This window comes from Streptomyces sp. NPDC030143, assembly GCF_055573695.1.
Genome location: NZ_JBVIAY010000010.1, coordinates 124175 through 143362 on the forward strand (window position 1 = coordinate 124175; position 19188 = coordinate 143362).

At 74.2% G+C, this 19188-nt stretch carries 10 protein-coding genes; 8 read left to right on the forward strand and 2 right to left on the reverse strand.

The window, feature by feature from the left end; translation table 11 throughout:
• Positions 1-145: 145 nt before the first annotated feature.
• A complete protein-coding gene (locus ACZ4YY_RS19330; RefSeq protein ID WP_468291224.1) occupies positions 146-1243 on the reverse strand; it encodes a serine hydrolase domain-containing protein in 1098 nt (365 codons plus the stop codon).
• 253 nt (positions 1244-1496) lie between these two features.
• Between ACZ4YY_RS19330 and ACZ4YY_RS19335 the strand changes: the two genes are divergently transcribed.
• The 8 genes from ACZ4YY_RS19335 to ACZ4YY_RS19370 all read left to right on the forward strand — a co-directional run bounded on the left by ACZ4YY_RS19335 (position 1497) and on the right by ACZ4YY_RS19370 (position 18021).
• Complete coding sequence (locus ACZ4YY_RS19335; protein WP_468291227.1) at positions 1497-3656, forward strand: serine/threonine-protein kinase; 2160 nt, start codon at positions 1497-1499, stop codon at positions 3654-3656.
• Positions 3657-3843: 187 nt separating this feature from the next.
• On the forward strand, positions 3844-6339 hold the full coding sequence (locus tag ACZ4YY_RS19340) for a protein kinase (protein ID WP_468291229.1): 2496 nt from the start codon (positions 3844-3846) through the stop codon (positions 6337-6339).
• A gap of 224 nt (positions 6340-6563) precedes the next feature.
• On the forward strand, positions 6564-8267 hold the full coding sequence (locus ACZ4YY_RS19345) for a serine/threonine-protein kinase (protein ID WP_468291232.1): 1704 nt from the start codon (positions 6564-6566) through the stop codon (positions 8265-8267).
• Positions 8268-8345: 78 nt separating this feature from the next.
• Positions 8346-9980, forward strand: a complete 1635-nt coding sequence (locus tag ACZ4YY_RS19350) for a serine/threonine-protein kinase (protein ID WP_468291234.1) — start codon at positions 8346-8348, stop codon at positions 9978-9980.
• Between the two features lie 117 nt (positions 9981-10097).
• Positions 10098-12017 (forward strand): serine/threonine-protein kinase, encoded by a 1920-nt coding sequence (locus ACZ4YY_RS19355; protein WP_468291237.1) that lies wholly within the window; start codon positions 10098-10100, stop codon positions 12015-12017.
• A gap of 57 nt (positions 12018-12074) precedes the next feature.
• Positions 12075-14426, forward strand: a complete 2352-nt coding sequence (locus tag ACZ4YY_RS19360; RefSeq protein WP_468291240.1) for a serine/threonine-protein kinase — start codon at positions 12075-12077, stop codon at positions 14424-14426.
• A 105-nt stretch (positions 14427-14531) separates the two neighbouring features.
• Positions 14532-16145 (forward strand): succinic semialdehyde dehydrogenase, encoded by a 1614-nt coding sequence (locus tag ACZ4YY_RS19365; RefSeq protein ID WP_468291243.1) that lies wholly within the window; start codon positions 14532-14534, stop codon positions 16143-16145.
• Between the two features lie 97 nt (positions 16146-16242).
• Entirely contained in the window at positions 16243-18021 is a 1779-nt protein-coding gene (locus ACZ4YY_RS19370; RefSeq protein ID WP_468291246.1) for a GMC family oxidoreductase N-terminal domain-containing protein, read from the forward strand.
• Positions 18022-18191: 170 nt separating this feature from the next.
• Here ACZ4YY_RS19370 and ACZ4YY_RS19375 read toward each other — a convergent pair whose 3' ends face one another.
• A complete protein-coding gene (locus tag ACZ4YY_RS19375; RefSeq protein WP_468291247.1) occupies positions 18192-19154 on the reverse strand; it encodes an LAETG motif-containing sortase-dependent surface protein in 963 nt (320 codons plus the stop codon).
• Between the last annotated feature and the right edge of the window lie 34 nt (positions 19155-19188).

Consider the following 19188-nt stretch of genomic DNA (forward strand, 5'->3'; position numbering starts at 1 on the left):
GGAGGCCGGGCTGCGGACCGAGACGGGGCTGCTGCGGCAAAGGCTCGGTCACGGCAGAGTCCGGACGCCCGGCGGGCGGTCTCGGCGGGCGTCCTGAAGGGCCGTCGGAGGGCGGCCCCGGCGGGCGGTCGGGCGGTCGGGCGGTTCACTCGAACGGGTGTAGGGCGCCGGGATCTCCGTTCGGGGGCGGCTCGTTCCAAGAAGTGCGAGGGCAGAACTCGGCCGCGAGCAGGACCGGTTCCAGGCGGGGGTCTGCGATCGCGGTCGTGTTCACGCGGAAGGTGAGGACATGTCGGCCGTCGACGGTGGCTGCGGTGCGCACGTAGCTGCCGGAGATCCGGCCGTTGTGTCCCCACACGGTCACTCCGCAGGTCAGCCGTACCGGGAACAGCCCCATGCCGTACGAGCCGTGTGCGGTGCGGGTGTCGAGCATCTCGCGCAGCCGGCGCGGGGGCAGCAGCTCTCCGCCCAGGAGCGCCGAAGTGAAGCGGTCCAGGTCGGCGAGCGTGGTCACCAGCTCGCCCGCGGCCCCGGCCACCCGCGGGTCGAGTGAGGTGACGTCGGTTCCGTCGGTGGCGTAGGCACGGCCGTGCGGGGAGGGCAGAGAAGTGCGGGATCCCGGGAAGGAGGTGCCGGTCAGACCCAGCGGAGCGATGATGCGCCGCTCGGCCTCGGCGGCGTAGGAGCGGCCGGTGACCTGTTCGACGACCAGGCCGAGCAGGACGTAGTTGGTGTTGGAGTAGGCGAAGCGGCCGCGGTCGGCCGGAGGGTGGGTGAGTGCGATACGGACCGCCTGAAGCGGTGTCACGGGGACGGACGCCCCGGTGTCCCGGGTGTAGTCGTACAGGCCGCTGGTGTGGGTCAGCAGGGAACGCAGGGTCAGCGCGCGCCCGTCGTTCCCGGCCCCGCGCACCAGGCCGGGCAGGTGTCGCTCCACCGGGTCCGACAGTGACAGCCGCCGCTCGGCCGCCAGTTGCAGCACGACGGTAGCCAGGAAGGTCTTGGTGATGCTGCCGGCCCGGAAGTGGTCGGCCCGGGAGACGTCCCGGCCGGCCTGGGCGTAGCGGTCGTCGCCCGTCCCGTCGCGGGCGAGCAGGGCCGCGGCGGGGGCCTTGCCCCGGGTGAGGAGCAGGGGCAGGAGCGACTCCGCCGAGGGGGACGGGGTCGCCCGGGAGCCCGCCGCGGTCAGGCCGAGCAGGACCAGCGCCACGGGGAGGGCCCACAGGCGCCGAAGCGGTGCCATCGCCGGTCCTCCCTTCCTGTCCCGCCCATCATGCAGGGCACCGGCGCGGGCGGTTCGCCGGGTACCGGCCTGCCGGAAGGGTCCGTTCCGCTCTCTGGTCGGGAGCGTACGGCACCTTTCGGCCGGTGCTTGCTGCGCTTTCTGGCCGAAATGCGCCGGTCCGCGGGTGGCTTGAGGGGCACCCTGGGCGTCGGGCACTTGTCGGGTGAGGGACAATGAAGGCTCTGTCAGGGCGGGTTGCATGAGGGGACGCATGTCGGAGGCGGAGCGGGCGGGGACATCCCGTCAGGACAAGAGCGCACGTCTCCTCGCCGGGCGGTACCGGCTGGGAGACGTACTCGGCCGCGGCGGCATGGGGACGGTGTGGCGCGCGGAGGACGAGACCCTCGGGCGGACGGTCGCCGTCAAGGAGCTGCGGTTCCCGTCGAACATCGACGAGGAGGAGAAGCGCCGGCTGATCACGCGGACGCTGCGCGAGGCCAAAGCCATTGCCCGGATCCGCAACAACAGTGCGGTGACGGTCTTCGACGTGGTCGACGAGGACGACCGGCCGTGGATCGTGATGGAGCTCGTCGAGGGCAAGTCGCTCGCCGAGGTCATCCGTGAGGACGGCGTGCTCGAGCCGCGGCGCGCGGCGGAGGTCGGGCTCGCGATCCTGGACGTGCTGCGTTCGGCCCACCGCGAGGGCATCCTGCACCGTGACGTGAAGCCGTCCAACGTGCTGATCGCCGAGGACGGCCGGGTCGTGCTCACCGACTTCGGCATCGCCCAGGTCGAGGGCGACCCGTCCATCACCTCCACCGGCATGCTCGTCGGCGCGCCCTCCTACATCTCCCCGGAGCGGGCCCGCGGGCACAAGCCGGGACCGGCGGCCGACCTGTGGTCGCTCGGCGGTCTGCTGTACGCGGCGGTCGAGGGCACGCCCCCGTACGACAAGGGCTCCGCGATCGCGACACTCACCGCGGTGATGACCGAACCGCTGGAGGAGCCGAAGAACGCGGGTCCGCTGAAGGACGTCATCTACGGCCTGCTCACCAAGGACCCCGCGCGGCGGCTCGACGACGCCGGTGCGCGGGCCATGCTCAACGCGGTCATCCACGCGCCCGACCCGAAGGACGCCGAGCCGGCGGACGCCACCAAGCTCGTGCCGCTGCCGTTGCAGCCGGACGGCGGCGACGGCAGGGGGAGTTCGTCGGGCGGCGAGGCGGCCGAGAAGCTGCGCGGTGCGCTGCGGTCTGTGCGCAAGGCGGCCGGGGCGGCGACCTCGGCGGCCGCGTCCCGCGCCAGGTCGGCGAACGGCACGGCCGCCTCGGGCGCCGTGGGCACGGACGAGGCCAGGAGGAGCGGCGGGCCGGACAGCGGCGCCGGGGCGACCACCGCCGCGAACCCCGCGCCGCCCGCGGCTCCGGCCCGGGTGAAGCCCTCCGCACCGACGGCGGCTCCGGCGCGGTCCACGACCAAGGCGGCCTCCGCGCCTGTCGCGGTGTCCGGTTCAGCGGCCGCCGCGCACGGCAGCCGGCCCCAGGGAGCCCAGGGAGCCCAGGGAGCCCAGGGAGCGTACGGCGCCGGTGGCGGGACGAGCGGCGGGACCGGGGGCCGGAGTTCCGGGTGGCCCGTGATGACGCCGCCGGACCTGCCGCCGCGGCCCGTGCCCCGGGCGCCGCTCACCGATGTGGTGCCCAAGCGGACGCTGGTGATCATCGCCGTGGTGGTGGTGCTCGCGGTGCTCGGCACCGTGCTCGCCATCGTGCTCAGCGGTGGCGACGGCAAGGCGGACGGCGCCCAGGGGGGCGGTGCCCGGACGGTCGCCGGCGGCAGCGCGAGCTCCGGCACCAAGGAGGACCAGGCCGGCGGCACCCGCACCGACGGGTCGGCGTCCTCCCGGTCCGCCGAGGCCGGCTCGGCCGCCGGCGGCACCCCCGCGGGCGGCACCACCCCGAGCGGCAGCACCGGCTCCGACGTCTCCGCCACCGAGAAGACCCGGGCGGCGATCACCCACTCCGGCAAGCAGGGGTACTCGATCGGGCTGCCCACCGGTTGGAAGTACACGTCCTCGGACTCCGCGGGGGACCGGTTCACCGGGCCCGACGGGCAGAAGCTGCTCGTCGCCTGGACGACCACGCCCAAGGACGACCCGGTCGCGGACTGGGAGAACCAGGAGCGCTCCATGAAGCGCTCGAAGTACGAGAGGATCCGCATTGAGAAGGTGGACTACCGCGGCTGGAACACCGCCGACTGGGAGTTCACCTACGTCGACGGCGGCACCGCGTACCGCACCATCGACCGCGGGTTCGTCGTCGACGACCACCAGGGGTACGCGCTGATGTACACGGCGAAGTCCGCCGCGTGGGACGGCGACCTGCGCGGGAGCACCTGGCGGACGCTGACGGAGACGTTCACGCCGAAGAAGTAGCGCGAGGCGGTCCGCCGACTTCGGCGCGTGAGATCTGGCATCACCCTTTGCAGGTTGCCCACGGCACGTATCGTGAGTGCCTGCGGACCGTACGCATCCAGCAGTCCGGCTGGATTCGGCCGGCCGCGGCTGGGAACGAGCCGCAGGACGAACGGAATTGACCGACCGGGCGGCCGGGGGAGGCAACGTGGACGACTACGCGGGCCGGGTACTCGCCGACCGCTACCGGCTGCCGCTGCCGCCCGCCGACGAGTACGAACTCACCGAGACCCGGGCCTTCGACACCTACAGCGGACAGGAAGTCCTGGTCCGTCAGGTGCCGTTGCCGGAGATCGTCGAGGCCGAGGTGCTCGACGCGGAGGGACTGCCGGAGGGGTTCACCGCGCGGGAGCGCACGACCTGGGACCCGACGGGTCGCGCGGGCGCGGGGACCGGCCCACGGCGGCCGGGAGATCCGGTCGTACGGCGGGCGGTGGAGGCGGCGCAGGCCACCGCGGGCATCCCCGACCATCCACGGCTCGACCAGGTCTTCGACGTGTTCGCCGAGGGCGGCTCCCTGTGGATAGTGAGTGAGTGGGTGGCCGCGCGGCCGCTGGCGGCGCTGCTCGCCGAAAAGCCCCTGACGCCGTACCGGGCGGCGGAGGTCGCCTCCGACGTGCTCATGGCGCTCCGGGTGCTGCACGCCCACGGCTGGGTGCACCGCAACATCACCGCACGCACCGTCCTGGTCTGCGACGACGGCCGGGTCATGCTGACCGGGCTGGCCGTAGGGGCGGCGGAGGAGGCGCTGTGCGGATACGACCCGAGGCCGGTGGACGACGCCGAGGACGGCGCAGGACCCGGGCCGGCGGGCCACGGCACGTTCGGCGGTCCGGGGGGAGCCGGCCTTCCGGCCGCCCCCGGCGGGACCGCCGGGGGCGTCGACCCCGAAGCCGCGCGGCGGGCGGCGATCGAGGCGCGCGCGACGGGCAGGCTGCCCGCGGCCGGTGCCGAGCCGGCGCCCCGCGGCGGCACGGCCTCGGGCGCGGTGCCGCGCAGGGCCGTGGAGACCGGCGACGACATTCGTGCCGCCCGGGCCGGGGCGATCGCCGCCTACCGGGCGGGCGCGCGGGCGGCCGCCCGGGTGCAGGAGACGCAGGGAAGCGGTCGGGCGGCGCTGCCGGGAGCCCGTACCCCGGCCGACGGCGACACCGGGGCCGACGGCGCGTCGTCGCCGTACGCGCTCGGGAGCGGGCGGGACCGGGGGACGGGCGGCGGGGGCCGAGGCGCCCCGGGACAGACCGTTCCGGGACAGGTCGCCGACCCCTACGGCGTGCGGCCCGTGGAGCAGGCTCCCGTGCCCGCGCAGGGCGGTGCGCCGGGTGCCGGTTGGGACGAGCCGGAGGCGGCCGGGTCGGGGGCGCGGCGCGGGCCGGCCACGGCGCTGGCCGCCGAGCGGGCACGACAGGCGCGGATGGCCGTCGTCGGACCCGTCACCGAGCGGTGGGCTCCGGAACAGGCCGGGCCCGTGCACGAGAACTGGCAGCTGGCCGCGCCCATCGGGCCCGCGACCGACCTGTGGGCGCTGGGCGCGCTGCTCTTCCGTGCCGTCCAGGGGCACGCCCCGTACCCGGAGGAGTCGACGGCCGAGCTGGTGCAGCTGGTGTGCGCCGAGCCGCCGGCCTTCGCCGAGGAGTGCGGGCCGCTGCGTCCGGTCGTGGAGTCGCTGCTGCGCCAGGACCCCACCGAGCGTCTGGGCTTCGAGGAACTGCGCGGCTGGCTGCGGTCGCTGGTGCGGTCGGCGCCCGAACCCGAGGCGGGCGCCCATGTCGTCGCCGCGCCACCCGTCGACCCGCGTCGGCTGCCGATCGTGCGCCGCAAGGGCGAGCTGGTGCGCAGACGGCGTGCGGGGCTGCCGGCGACCAGCGGGCGGCACAAGCGGGCCCGGCGGGAACCCGCCCGTTCGCCCCGCAGCCTGGGCCGCGTCCTGCTCGTGTTCGTCCTGCTGGCGATGGCCGCGGCGATCGCCTACGCGGTGCTGTTCATGCCCAAGGCCGACGAGGAGGGCACCGGCGGCGCGGGCGCGTCCGGGCAGACCGGGGCCGTCGGCCAGGTCGAGCAGACACCGCGGGCGAGCAGCGAGCCCCGGCCCGACGACCAGGGCTCGCCGATCCCCGACGCCACCGGCAACAGCGCCTCCACCTCGGCCGGATCCGGGGCGACCGGCCCGCAGTCCGGCTCCGGGGCCGTAGCCGACGGCTTCACCCTGCGCACGGACGCGGAGGGCTTCCAGGTCGCCGTCGCCAACGGATGGGGGCGCACCCCGAAGAACGGACGCGGCCAGGTCGTCTACGCGCACGGCGGCTTCGAACTGGTCCTCGTGCCAGGGCGCGACACCGCGGCGCGGCACGGCAGCGACCCGATGGCCTACCAGCGGGAGAAGGAGAGCGAACTCCAGCCGTACCGCGACTCCAGCTGGGCCACCGCCTCGGGTCTGCGCACGATCCAGGTGGGGGGACGGACCATGGCCGAGGGGCAGTTCACCTGGACGACCGACGACGGACGCGAGCTGTTCGTCCGCAACCTCGCGCTGCTTCTCGACGGGCGCTACCACGTCGTCCAGGTACGCGGGCCGGAGGCCGAGCGGGACGAGGTGACACGACTGTTCGAGCAGGCATCGGCCAGTTACCGGTACACCGGCTGAGGGGGCGCGGCCGTTCGCGTACACCGGCCGAGGGGCGCCCGGCTGAGCCGCGGGGCCGGAGCCGAACGGCCCACCGCACGCCGTGGTCCCGTGTTCGGTTGCTCGTACGCCCCAGAAGCGACAACCGTCACAGTGCGGTTTCCTTGGGACCCCGCTGGTTCCCCGGACGCGCACCGGTCCTTACGCTGACCCTGTCAAGAGCATTGCGGGGCAACGTGAATCAGATGCAGGGCCTGCTCATATCGGGCCGCTACCGGCTCGCCGACGCCATCGGCAGCGGCGGCATGGGCCGTGTGTGGCGTGCGCACGACGAGCTGCTGCACCGAGCCGTGGCCATCAAGGAGCTGACCGCCGCGCTCTACGTGTCGGAGAGCGACCAGGCGATCCTTCTGGCACGCACCCGGGCGGAGGCCCGGGCCGCCGCGCGGATCAACCACTCCGCCGTGGTCACCGTGCACGACGTGTTCGAACACGACGGCCGCCCCTGGATCGTCATGGAACTCGTCGAGGGCCGCTCGCTGGCCGACGCCGTCAAGGAGGAAGGCCGCGTCGAGCCCACCGAGGCGGCCCGGATCGGCCTGTGGGTGCTGCGGGCCCTGCGCGCCGCGCACACGGCGGGCGTGCTGCACCGCGACGTCAAACCCGGCAACGTCCTGCTCGGCCACGACGGCCGGGTCCTGCTCACCGACTTCGGCATCGCCCAGATCGAGGGCGACACGACCATCACCCGCACCGGTGAGGTCGTCGGCTCCGTCGACTACCTCGCCCCCGAGCGGGTCCGCGGCCACGACCCCGGCCCCTCCTGCGACCTGTGGGCGCTCGGCGCCACCCTGTACACGGCGGTGGAGGGCCGCTCGCCGTTCCGCCGCACCTCGCCGCTGTCCACGATGCAGGCGGTCGTCGAGGAGGAGGCCGCCCCAGCGCGCCACGCCGGTCCGCTGGAGCCCGTCATCACCGCACTGCTGCGCAAGGATCCGGCCGCCCGGCCCGGCACCGCCGAGGCCGAACAGATGCTCGCCGAGGCGGCCGAGGGGCGTCGGCCGAGCGAGGCGCAGGTGTACGTGCCGACGCAGTACAAGGGCCCCGGACGCGACACCCCGGGCGGTGCGACGGGCACGGCCCGGACGGTGACCGGCACGCGGAGCAGCGCGACGCACGCCGTGTCCGACACGCGGCGCGCCCACGACCTCGCGCCCGGCACCGCTGCGCCCCCGCGCGGGGACGCGACCGCCGCGACCGCCGTCGGGCCGGCCCGGTCCGGTGAACCCCCGCGCAGCAGACGGTCGCGGCTGCGCCCCCGCCGGCTGCGCACCTTCGCGCTCGCGCTCGCCGTCGCCGCGCTGCTCGGTGGCGGTACGGCGGTGGTGGTGCAGAAGGCCGGTGAGGGTGCCTCCGCCACGCCGGACCCCGTGGCGACCCCCACCGGCAAACACGCCGAGGAGGGCACCGTCCCCGAGTCCTGGACCCCGGTCACGGACCCGCTGGGCTTCTCGCTGTCCCTGCCCGAGGGCTGGACGCGGCAGGTGTACCAGGACGACGGCGACCTGAAGCAGATCGACTACACCCCGGACGGCGGCAAGCACTTCGTCCGCATCGCCGTCGACGCCTCACCGGACTTCGACGATCCGTACGCCCACCAGCTCGACCTGGAGCAGCAGCTCAAGCGGTTGGTCGACTACGAGCGGGTCGCCCTGGAGCGGAACGTCTACCGCGACCGCGCGGGCGCCCAGTGGGAGTACACCTGGACCGCGCTCGCCAAGGACATCGACTTCCCCGGCCCGCGCCGCGCGATCGAGGAGACGTACGTCGCCCGGAGCGGCACCGAGTACGCGATCTACATGTCCGCGCCCGCCGCGGACTGGGCGACCGCCGCCCGGCAGTTCAAGGCCGTACTGCAGAGCTGGCGGGAACCGGACGGCTCGTCCTGAGAGCGCCCTCCCCCCGGTCGGTTACTTGGCCGGTCGGCGCCCCGGAGGCGTCGGGTCCGGTGGGGCATGATGGGCCCCATGGGGACCGAGGGGGACCACGTCCGGGTCATCGCGGACCGCTACCGGCTGGAGGCCAGGCTCGGGCGCGGCGGCATGGGGGTCGTGTGGCGGGCCACCGACCAGCTGCTCGGACGGCGTGTCGCGGTGAAGGAGCTGGCCTGTGACGACTCCCTCTCCGCCGAGGAGGCCCGCGGCCGCCGCGACCGGACCCTGCGCGAGGCCCGCGCGGTCGCCCAGCTCAGCCACCCGCACATCATCGTCGTGCACGACGTCGTCGAGGACGGCGAACGCCCGTGCATCGTCATGGAGCTGATCGACGGCGGCTCGCTCGCCGACCGGATCGCCGAACGCGGCCCGCTCGACGCGCGCGAGGCGGCCCGGATCGGCGCGGACCTGCTCAGCGCCCTGAGCGCCGCGCACGCGGCCGGCGTGCTGCACCGGGACATCAAGCCCGCGAACGTCCTGATCGAGTCCGCCACCGGACGGGTGGTGCTCACGGACTTCGGGATCGCCCAGGTCGCGGGCGCCACCACGCTCACCGAGACCGGCTCGTTCGTCGGCTCGCCCGAGTACACCGCGCCCGAGCGGATGTCGGGGGAGCGCACCGGGCCGGCGTCCGACCTGTGGTCGCTGGGCGCGCTGCTGTGCACGGCGCTGAGCGGCGAGTCGCCGTTCCGGCGCGACTCGCTCGGCGGCATCCTGCACGCCGTCGTCTTCGCCGAGATCCGCACACCCGACCAGGCCGCGCCGCTCCTGCCCGTCGTCCGGGGGCTGTTGGAGCGCGATCCGGACCGACGGCTGGACGCGGTGGAGGCGGAGCGGATGCTGCGGGCCTTCCACGACACCGGACGCACGCTCACGGTGCCGGGGGCGCAGGGCGCGCGCGGCCGGTGGCCGGGCAGGGGCGGGTACACGCCCACGCGGGCGGATCTGCCCCGGCGCCTCCTGTCGCCGTCGCCGTCACCCCTTTCCGCCCCCTCGCCGTCCACGGAGGACCAGCCGGGCCGGGAGCGCCGCGTGCGGGGTGTGCTGGTGGCCGCGGTGCTGGTCGCCGCGATGGCCGGCGCGGGCGTGTCGGCCGCGGCGCTGCTGGCCGACCGGGACGGCGACCGGGTCGGCAAGGGGGGCGACACGGCCGCGAGTTCGGCGCCGGGGGGCACGGCCGGCGCCTCGCCGACGGCCGTGCCCCCCACCTCCCGGGAGCGGCCCACCGCCCCCTCCGGGTACCGCGTCGCCGACGACCCGGCCGGGTTCTCGCTCGCCGTGCCGGACGGCTTCACCCGCCTCCCGCAGGGCGAGCGGATCTTCTACCTGTCGCCGGGCGGGACGTTCCGGCTCGGCGTCAAGGTCTCCGCGCCACCACCGGGCGGCCCGCTCGGCGCGCTGGAACGCGCTGCCGCCGACGGCCCGGCCACCAACCCCGGCTACCGCGACGGACGGGTCACCGAGACCACCCGCGACGGACGCCCCGCCGCGCTCTGGGAGTTCACCTGGGACGGCTTCGACGCGGCCGAGGGTCCCCGGCACACCTACGACCTGTGCTGGGAGGAGGGCGGCCGGATGTACGACGTGTGGGTGTCGGCGCCGGTGGGGAAGGTGCGGGAGGCCCGGGAGTACTTCGACGTCGCGGTCGACACGCTCGTACCGACGTGACGGCGCCGCCGTGAACTCCGCATAAAAGGTAGATAGGGAACGGCCTCGGTCACGGGTCTGTGACCGGTACGCCCCGCCGGTGGATCCCGCTCGGCGTGGCGCGATATGGATGGATCCATGAGCAACAACGGGGGAGCCCGACACGAGGGCGACGAGACGACCAGTTTCGTTCTGCGACCGCCGGACCAGGCCGCGGCCGTGCCGAACCACGCGGCGGCGCCGCACCTGCCCGCGGGGGGCCCGCAGGCTCCACCGGCCGGCCACGCTCCCCATCCGGCCGCACCGGCAGCCGGGGCCGCCCCGCACCCCCACAACCCCTACGTGGTCCCCGCGCAGGCCGCCTCCGCCGCGTCGCCGCACCCGGCCGGACCTGCCGTCTCCGCCGCGTCGCCGCACCCGGCCGGACCTGCCGTCTCCGCCGCGTCGCCGCACCCGGCCGGACCTGCCGTCTCCGCCGGACCGGCCGCGTCGGCGGATCCCGGGGCCGGGCGTCTCGTCGCCGGCCGCTACCGGCTGCTCGCCAAGCTCGGGCACGGCGGGATGGGCACGGTGTGGCGCGCCCAGGACGAGATGGTCGACCGCGAGGTGGCCGTCAAGGAGCCCCGCGTCCCCGACCACCTTCCCGAGCGGGAACGGGCCAACGCCTACGAGCGCATGCGGCGCGAGGCGCGGGCGGCGGCGCGGCTGGACCACCCGGCCGTCGTGAACGTCCACGACGTCGCGATCGTCGACGGCCGGCCGTGGATCGTGATGGAGCTGGTTCACGGGCGTTCGCTCGGCAGCGCCCTCCAGGAGGGCACGCTGAGCGCGCGCGAGGCCGCCCGGATCGGCCTGGAGGTGCTCGGCGCGCTGGAGGCCGCGCACGCGGCGGGCATCCTGCACCGGGACGTGAAGCCGGACAACGTGCTGCTCGGCCGGCACGACCGGGTCGTCCTCACCGACTTCGGCATCGCCCAGATCGAGGGCGAGACGAACCTGACCGACACCGGCGGGTTCGTCGGCTCGCCCGAGTACATCGCCCCCGAGCGGGTGCTGGGCCAGCGCCCCGGCCCGGCCTCCGACCTGTGGTCCCTCGGAGTCGTCCTGTACGCGGCGACGGAGGGCGTGTCGCCGTTCCGCCGCAGCAACACGCCGGCCACCCTCCAGTCCGTCCTCAACGCCGCGCCCGCCCCGCCGGCCGCAGCGCGCGGTCCGCTCGCCGAGGCCGTCAACGGACTGTTGGAGAAGGACCCGGCGCGCCGCCCGCAGGCCGCCCGCGTCCGCGCCCTGCTGGAGCAGGCCGCGAACCCGCCGCAGCCGCAGCCCACCCAGGTGGTGACCGCGGCGGCCGTCGGCCGCGGCGCCACCCCGGCCGCGGACACCGCGCTCGGCGGCTGGGGTCTGCGGATCACGGCGGGACGCGGCGGCTTCGGCCTCAAGGTCGGCAGCAAGGCGTTCTGGACCGCGCTCGGCGCGTCGGTCGCCGCCGCGGCGGTGGCGTCCTGGCTGGTGGTCACTGACCCGTTCGCCGGTGCGCTGCCCGGCGGCTGGGCGACGCACCACGTGAAGGACGTCACGGCGACGCTGGCGGTCCCCCAGGGCTATGTGCCCGGCGGTCCCGACCGCAAGTCGGACGACGACCACTGGGTGAGCTACACCGACCCGAGCGGGGCCCTGTCCATCGTGCTGACGGTGGACCGCAAGGCCGAGGACACCGGCAACGAGATCAAGGGCTCGGCGGCCGCCGAGATGTACGCCGACAACGACGAGTTCAAGGAACGCGGCAACTACGACCTCGACATGCCGGAGGGGCCGCGCACCGCACCCGACGACAACGCGACCTTCCACGGCCGCAAGGCCGCCGGGAACACCGTCGGGTACACCACCGACGACTCCCAGAACCCCCGGCCGCGCGAACTGAGGATCTTCTACTACAAGTCCTCCGCGGGTGACATGTACAAGCTCACCATCGGGTACCCGGCCAAGGGCGACTTCACGGAACGCGGCCGTGAGGTGGCGCGGACGGCCATCGCCCACCTGGAGCTCGACAAGCTCTAGACACGGGGCGTCCGGACCGCGTCGACAAGCGGGTGCCCCGCAGGGTAGTGATGGGGCATGAGCAACGGCGGGGACGCGGGAGGCGACAAGGGCCGCATGGTCGGCGGGCGTTACCGGCTGCTCGAACGGATCGGCTCCGGTGGCATGGGCACGGTGTGGCGGGCCCGGGACGAACTGGTGGGCCGTGAGGTCGCCGTCAAGCAGCCCCGGTTGCCGGGCGACCCGGAGGACGAGATCCACCGGCGGGCCGCCCACCGCCTCTATCGGGAGGCACGGGCCGCCGCCCGGGTGGACCATCCGTCGGCGGTCTCCATCCATGACGTCGTCGTCGAGGAGGATGAGGCCACCGGACCGGACGGACTCCCCTGGATCGTCATGGAGTTGGTCCGCGGCGAGTCCCTCCACGAGGTCCTGCGCCGTGGCCCGCTCGATCCCGCCGAGGCGGCCCGCATCGGCCACGCCGTCCTGGGGGCCCTGCGCGCCGCGCACGCCGTCGGCATCGTCCACCGCGACGTCAAGCCCGCCAACGTCCTGCTCGGTCCGCACGACCGCGTCGTCCTCACCGACTTCGGCATCGCGCACGTCCAGGGCGAGGAGTCCCTCACCGCCAGCGGCGAGTTCGTCGGCTCGCTGGAGTTCATCGCCCCCGAGCGGATGTCCGGCCGCATCGCCGGCCCGCCTTCCGACCTGTGGTCCCTCGGCGTGCTGCTGTACGCCGCCGTCGAGGGCTGGTCCCCCTTCCGCCGGACGACGCTGGAGTCCACGCTCGCCGCGATCCTCGCCGCCGATCCGCCCGAGCCGAAACAGGCCGGCCCCCTCGGGCTGCTCCTCGTACGGCTGTTGGTGCGCGACCCCGACCTGCGGCCCGGCCCGGCGGAGGTGGCCGCCGCACTGGAGACGGTGATGCGGGACCGGCCGGTCCCGACGGGCACCGAGGCGGACGACGAGGACGCGGTCCACCCCCAGGACGTACGCCGGCTGCGGGAGTTCGGGGACGACGTGGGGACGGTCCGCCTGGGCGACGCCGACACCGGGAAGCCCGGCTCGGGCACCCCGGCCGACACGCCGAGGACATCGTCGCCCGACCTCGGGGACGTCCCGATCGCCGACTCCGGGGACGTCCCGATCGCCGGAGCCGGGGACACCCTGGTCTCCGGCTCCGGGGTCACCCCGATCTCCGGCTCCGGGGTCACCCCGATCTCCGGCTCCGGGTCGGCGCCCAGGTCCGGCTCAGGGGACACCCCGGTCGCCCGCTCCGCATCGGCACCGGTCCCGGCCCCCGGGGACGCGTCGATCGCGGCCTCCGGGGACACGTCGATCCCGGCACCCGGGGACACGCCGATCGCGGGCTCCGGGGGCGCGTCGATCCCGGCACCCGGGGACGCGCCGATCGCGGGCTCCGGGGACACGTCGATCCCGGCACCCGGGGACACGCCGATCGCGGCCTCCGGGGACACGTCGATCCCTCGCTCCGGGGCAGCACCCATGCCCGAGTCCGGGCAGGCGGCGACCCCCGGCTCCGTGGACACACCCGTATCCGCCTCCCAGGACACCCCGACCCCCGCCCCCGGGCACACACCCCCCTCCACCTCCGGGGGCGCCCCGCCCTCCACCCCCACCCCAGCGCCGATCCACGCCCCCCGCGCGGTGCCGTCCCCCGCCGGCACATCGTCACCCGGCCCCGAAACCGTCCCCACCCCTCACCCGCCCCGGCCTCCTCGTCGTCGTCCCCTCCACCGCCGTCCGCTCCCCCTGGCGCTCCTCGCCGCCCTGCTCAGCGGTGCCGGCGCCTGGCTGGGGGCGTCCGCATGGCCGGGGACCGACAGCGGAGCGCGAGGGCTGAGCGCCACGTCCGACGAGGCCCCCCGGGCCGGCGCACAGAGCCGGAGCGCCACGCCCCGCCCCACCGCCACGCCCGCCACCTCCTGGGTGTCGCACCCCGAGCCGGAGATGGACGCCGTCCTCGCCCTCCCCGCCAACTACCAGGAGTTCGCCCGGCAGGGCAGCGCGAGCGAGCAGCCCCGGCTGGTGGTCTACTCGGCCGGATCCGTCGACGTACGCCTCACCCAGTGGGACCGGGCGCCCGCCTCCCCGCTGGGCCGGGCGGCACAGGCGCACGACACCTGGGACGGTTACGACGGCGACGCGCGCACCCAGACCACCCGCACCACGTTCGACGGTCACGAGGCCGCCCTCGCCGACACCACCTACGGCGTTGCCGGCTCGCCGACCCGCGTCATGGAACTGTTCGTCCTCACCGACGACAGCCGCATGTACGAACTGCGTGTCGACATGCCCAAGGGGACACCGGACGAGAAACGGGGCACGGCGGTCTTCAAGGCGGCCCGCGACCGCCTGCGGATCGGCACCTCGTCGGACGTCACCGCACACGCCTCGACAAGTCCCTGATCAGCACGTTCTCCGCCAGTGAACACTGGCGGGATGTGCGCGGTCGGCGAATCCCCGTTACCGGCGGGTACCCAAAGCCGTTCCGCACGTCATACCCTGCGCGTCATGACGGACTCGCAGGCCCCGGAGAAGACCGGTACCAACCCCCTCGCCCCCGCCCCGGCCGGTGCGCGCACCGCCGCCGACGTGGTCACCCCCCAGCTCGTCGCCCAGCTCACCAAGGGCGTGGTCGGTTCCGGGCGCACCGCCAACCACACGCCGTTCTCCGGCGAGAAGCTGGCCGACCTCCCCGAGTCCACCCCGGAGGACGTGGAGAAGGCGTTCGTAGCGGCCCGTGCCGCCCAGGCCGTCTGGGCACAGACCCCGGTACGGCAGCGGGCGGCCGTCCTGCTCCGCTTCCACGACCTGATCCTGGAGCGTCAGGCCGAGGTCCTCGACCTGATCCAGCTGGAGACCGGCAAGGCCCGTCTGCACGCCCACGAGGAGGTCCAGGCCGTCGCCGTGGCCGCCCGCCACTACGGCCGCAAGGCCCCCGCCTACCTGCGGCCCAAGCGCCACGCGGGTGCCGTACCGACCCTCACCAAGGTCACCGAACTGCGCCACCCGCGTGGAGTCGTCGGGCAGATCGCCCCCTGGAACTACCCGCTGGAGCTGTCGGTCGGCGACGCGCTCCCCGCCTTCGTCGCGGGCAACGCGGTCGTGATGAAGCCCGACACGGAGACCTGCCTCACCGCCCTGTGGGCGCGCGACCTGCTCGTCGAGGCCGGTCTGCCCGCCGAGGTCTTCCAGGTCGTCATCGGCGAGGGCCCGGTCGTCGGCCCCGAGGTCGTCCGGCACGCCGACTACGTCTCCTTCACCGGCTCCACCCGCACCGGCCGCGAGGTCGCCCAGGGCGCCGCCGCCCGTCTGGTGGGCGTCTCCCTGGAACTCGGCGGCAAGAACGCCATGCTGGTCCTCGACGACGCCGACATCGAGAAGGCGGCCGAGGGCGCGGTCCGCGCCTGCTTCTCCTCCGCCGGCCAGCTCTGCATCTCCATCGAGCGGCTGTACGTCCACGAGTCGATCGCGGACGCCTTCCTGGAGCGCTTCGCCGCCCGCACCCGGGCCATGCGCCTGGGCACCTCCCTGGCCTACGGCGCCGACATGGGCTCCCTCGTCGGCGAACGCCAGCTGGAGACGGTCACCCGGCACGTGGAGGAGGCCGTGGCGAAGGGCGCGACGGTGGTGACCGGCGGGGTGGCCCGCCCGGACATCGGCCCGTACTTCTTCGAACCGACCATCCTGGACGGCGTCACCGAGCCCATGGCGGTGTGCGCCGAGGAGACCTTCGGCCCGGTCGTGTCGATCTACCGCTTCGCGTCCGACGACGAGGCGGTCGAGCAGGCCAACGCCACCCCGTACGGGCTGAACTCGTCGGTCTGGACGAAGGACGGCCGCCGCGGCCGCGAGGTCGCCTCCCGCCTGCGCACCGGCACGGTCAACGTCAACGAGGGCTACGCCCCCGCCTACGGCAGCGTCCAGTCCCCCATGGGCGGCATGAAGGACTCCGGTCTCGGCCGCCGTCACGGCTCCGAGGGCATCCTCAAGTACACCGAGGCCCAGACGATCGCCCAACAGCGCCTGCTCCCGATGGCCCCGTCCCTGGGCATGGACGACGAGAAGTACGCGGCCTTCATGAGCACCAGCCTGAAGCTGATGAAGGCGTTCCGGTTCAAGTAGGCCCCGAGGGGCGCGGGGCCGTGTCGAGGCGCGGCTCCGCCGCGTGAAAGCGACCGACCACAGACGACCCGCACGCGACACTCGACGAGGAGAACCCGTGCCCCAGGACACCTACGACTACGACGTCATCGTCGTCGGATCGGGCTTCGGCGGCTCGGTGACCGCCCTGCGCCTGACCGAGAAGGGCTACTCGGTAGGCGTCCTGGAGGCCGGCCGCCGCTTCACCCGCGCCACCCTCCCCAAGAACTCCTGGGACCTGAAGAACTACCTCTGGGCCCCGACACTGGGCATGTACGGCATCCAGCGCATCCACCTGCTGGGCAACGTGATGGTCCTCGCCGGCGCGGGCGTCGGCGGCGGTTCCCTCAACTACGCCAACACCCTCTACGTCCCGCCGAAGGCCTTCTTCGACGACCCGCAGTGGCGGGACATCACCGACTGGCAGGAGGAGCTGAAGCCGTACTACGACCAGGCACGGCGCATGCTCGGCGTACGGCTCAACCCGACCATGACCCCCTCCGACGTCCATCTGAAGGCGGCGGCGCAACGGATGGGCGTGGGCGACACCTTCCACATGGCGCCGGTCGGGGTCTTCTTCGGCGACGGCCAGGACGCCGACGGCACGACGAAGGCACGGCCGGGGGAGGAGGTGCCCGACCCCTACTTCGGCGGCGCGGGACCGTCCCGCAGGGCCTGCGCCGAGTGCGGCGAGTGCATGACCGGCTGCCGCCACGGCGCGAAGAACACCCTGAACGAGAACTACCTCCACCTCGCCGAGAAGGCGGGCGCGGTCGTCCACCCCCTGACGACGGTCGTGTCGGTCACGGACGACTCCCGTGGCGGGTACGCCGTCGCCACCCTCCCCACCGACCAGCGACGCAAGGGCAGGGGGCGGACCTTCACGGCGTGCCGGGTCGTCCTGGCCGCCGGCACCTACGGCACCCAGACCCTGCTGCACCGCATGAAGGCCAACGGCCAGCTGCCCCATCTCTCCGCGAGGCTGGGCGAGCTGACCCGCACCAACTCGGAGGCGCTGGTCGGCGCGCAGACCGACGACCGCCGCTACCGCAGGGCGACCGGGCAGCCGAAGGTCGACTTCACCCGCGGGGTCGCCATCACCTCCTCCATCCACCCGGACGCGAACACCCACGTCGAACCGGTCCGCTACGGCCGGGGATCCAACTCGATGGGCGGCCTGTCGATCCTCCAGGTGCCGTACGCGAACGGCTCGTCCCGGGTGGGCGCCTGGCTGGCGAACGCCGCCCGCCACCCCCTCCTGGTCCTGCGCTCGCTCTCCAACCGCCGCTGGTCGGAGCGGACCATCATCGGCCTGGTGATGCAGTCACTGGACAACTCGCTGACGACGTACCTGAAGCCGGCGGGTGTCGGCAAGGGACTGCTGACGGCGCGGCAGGGCCACGGCAGTCCCAACCCCAAGCAGATCAGGGCGGCCTCCGAGGCCGCGTCCGCGATCGCGGCGGACATCAACGGCTTCGCCGGCTCCAACGTCGGTGAGCTGATGGGCACCCCGCTCACCGCCCACTTCCTCGGCGGCTGCCCGATCGGGGACTCCCGCGAGACCGGCGTCATCGACCCCTACCACCGGCTGTACGGCCACCCCGGCATCTCGGTCGTGGACGGGGCCGCGGTCTCGGCGAACCTGGGCGTGAACCCGTCCCTGACGATCACCGCCCAGGCCGAGCGCGCGATGTCGTACTGGCCGAACAAGGGCGAGGAGGACCCGCGCCCCGCGCAGGGCACGGCCTACGAGCGGCTGAAGCCGGTGGAACCGAAGGCGCCGGCGGTCCCGGAGGAGGCGTTCGCGGCACTGCGCCTGCCGTTCCTGGGCATGCCGGCGGTGCCGCCGAAGCCGTAGGAATCAAGAGCTGCGAACAGAAAGGGAGCCCGGCTCGCGCCGCCCGGCGCAGATCGGCCTCCCTTTTTTGTTCGGAGCCCCGAGCGGACAGACGAAAGGGACCTGCGCCCCCCTCCGAGCGCAGGTCCCCTCCGGATGTGTCCGAGCCCTTCAAGGCCCGGGCGTCAGGCTTACGCCTCGACGACCTTGCGGCGACGCACCGCGAACACCGCGCCCGCACCGGCGACGACCGCGACACCGCCGACGAGCCCGATCACGGGCAGCGTGGAGCTGGAGCCGGTCTCGGCGAGGCTGCCGGTGACCTGCGGGGTGTTGCCGGGCTTGCCGTCGGCGACCGGAGCCTTGCCGCCTTCCTGCGGCTTGGTGCCGGAGGTGTCGGTGCCGCTGGCGACGATCTTGTACTCGTAGGAGACGAAGCCGAATCCCTGGCACTGCTTGTCGTTGTCGTCGTAGATCGTCGCGCCCAGCGTGAAGCCGGCGCCCACCGGGGCAGACTTCTTCACGTCGAGGCGGAGCGGGATCTCGACCTCGTAGTCGGGCTTCAGCTCGTCGGTGTACCCGACGAAGCCGGTCGCGTAGCCCCACTCGTCCACGTTCTCCCAGACCTTGTCGTCCGGGTTCCAGGCCTGGAGCTGGACCTGCTTGCTCTTGAAGATGTCCTCGCCGAACTCGTCCGAGGAGGCCCCGACCAGGAAGTCCAGGTTCGTGAGCGTGGAGTCGGAGTTGTTGAGCACGCTCAGCGTGAACTTGTGCCATCCGCTGCCGGCCGCGATCTTGCCCGGCAGGCCGTCGATGTTGACCTCGACCGTGGCGTCCGCGCAGAACGACGGCTCAGGCTCCGGCTTGTCCGTCTCGGACTGGGAGGGGCTCGGGCTCGTGGACTGCGAGGGGGAACCGCTGCCCGAGGGGGACGGGCTGGTCGAGTCGGACGCGGAGGCGCTCGGGGACGAGGAGGTGCTCGACGACTGCGACGCGGAGCCCGAGGGGCTCGGGGAGCCCTGGCCCGTCGAGGGCGAGGCGCTCGCGGACGGGGACGCGGAGTCGGACGCGAACGCGGCCGGCGCGGCGACGAGCGCGAGCGGCGCCAGGGCGGCCGTCGCGGCGGCCGCTGCCATGGCACGGCGAAGCTTCATGGAAGACCTCAAGGAGTCCAGTGTGGAGGGCTCC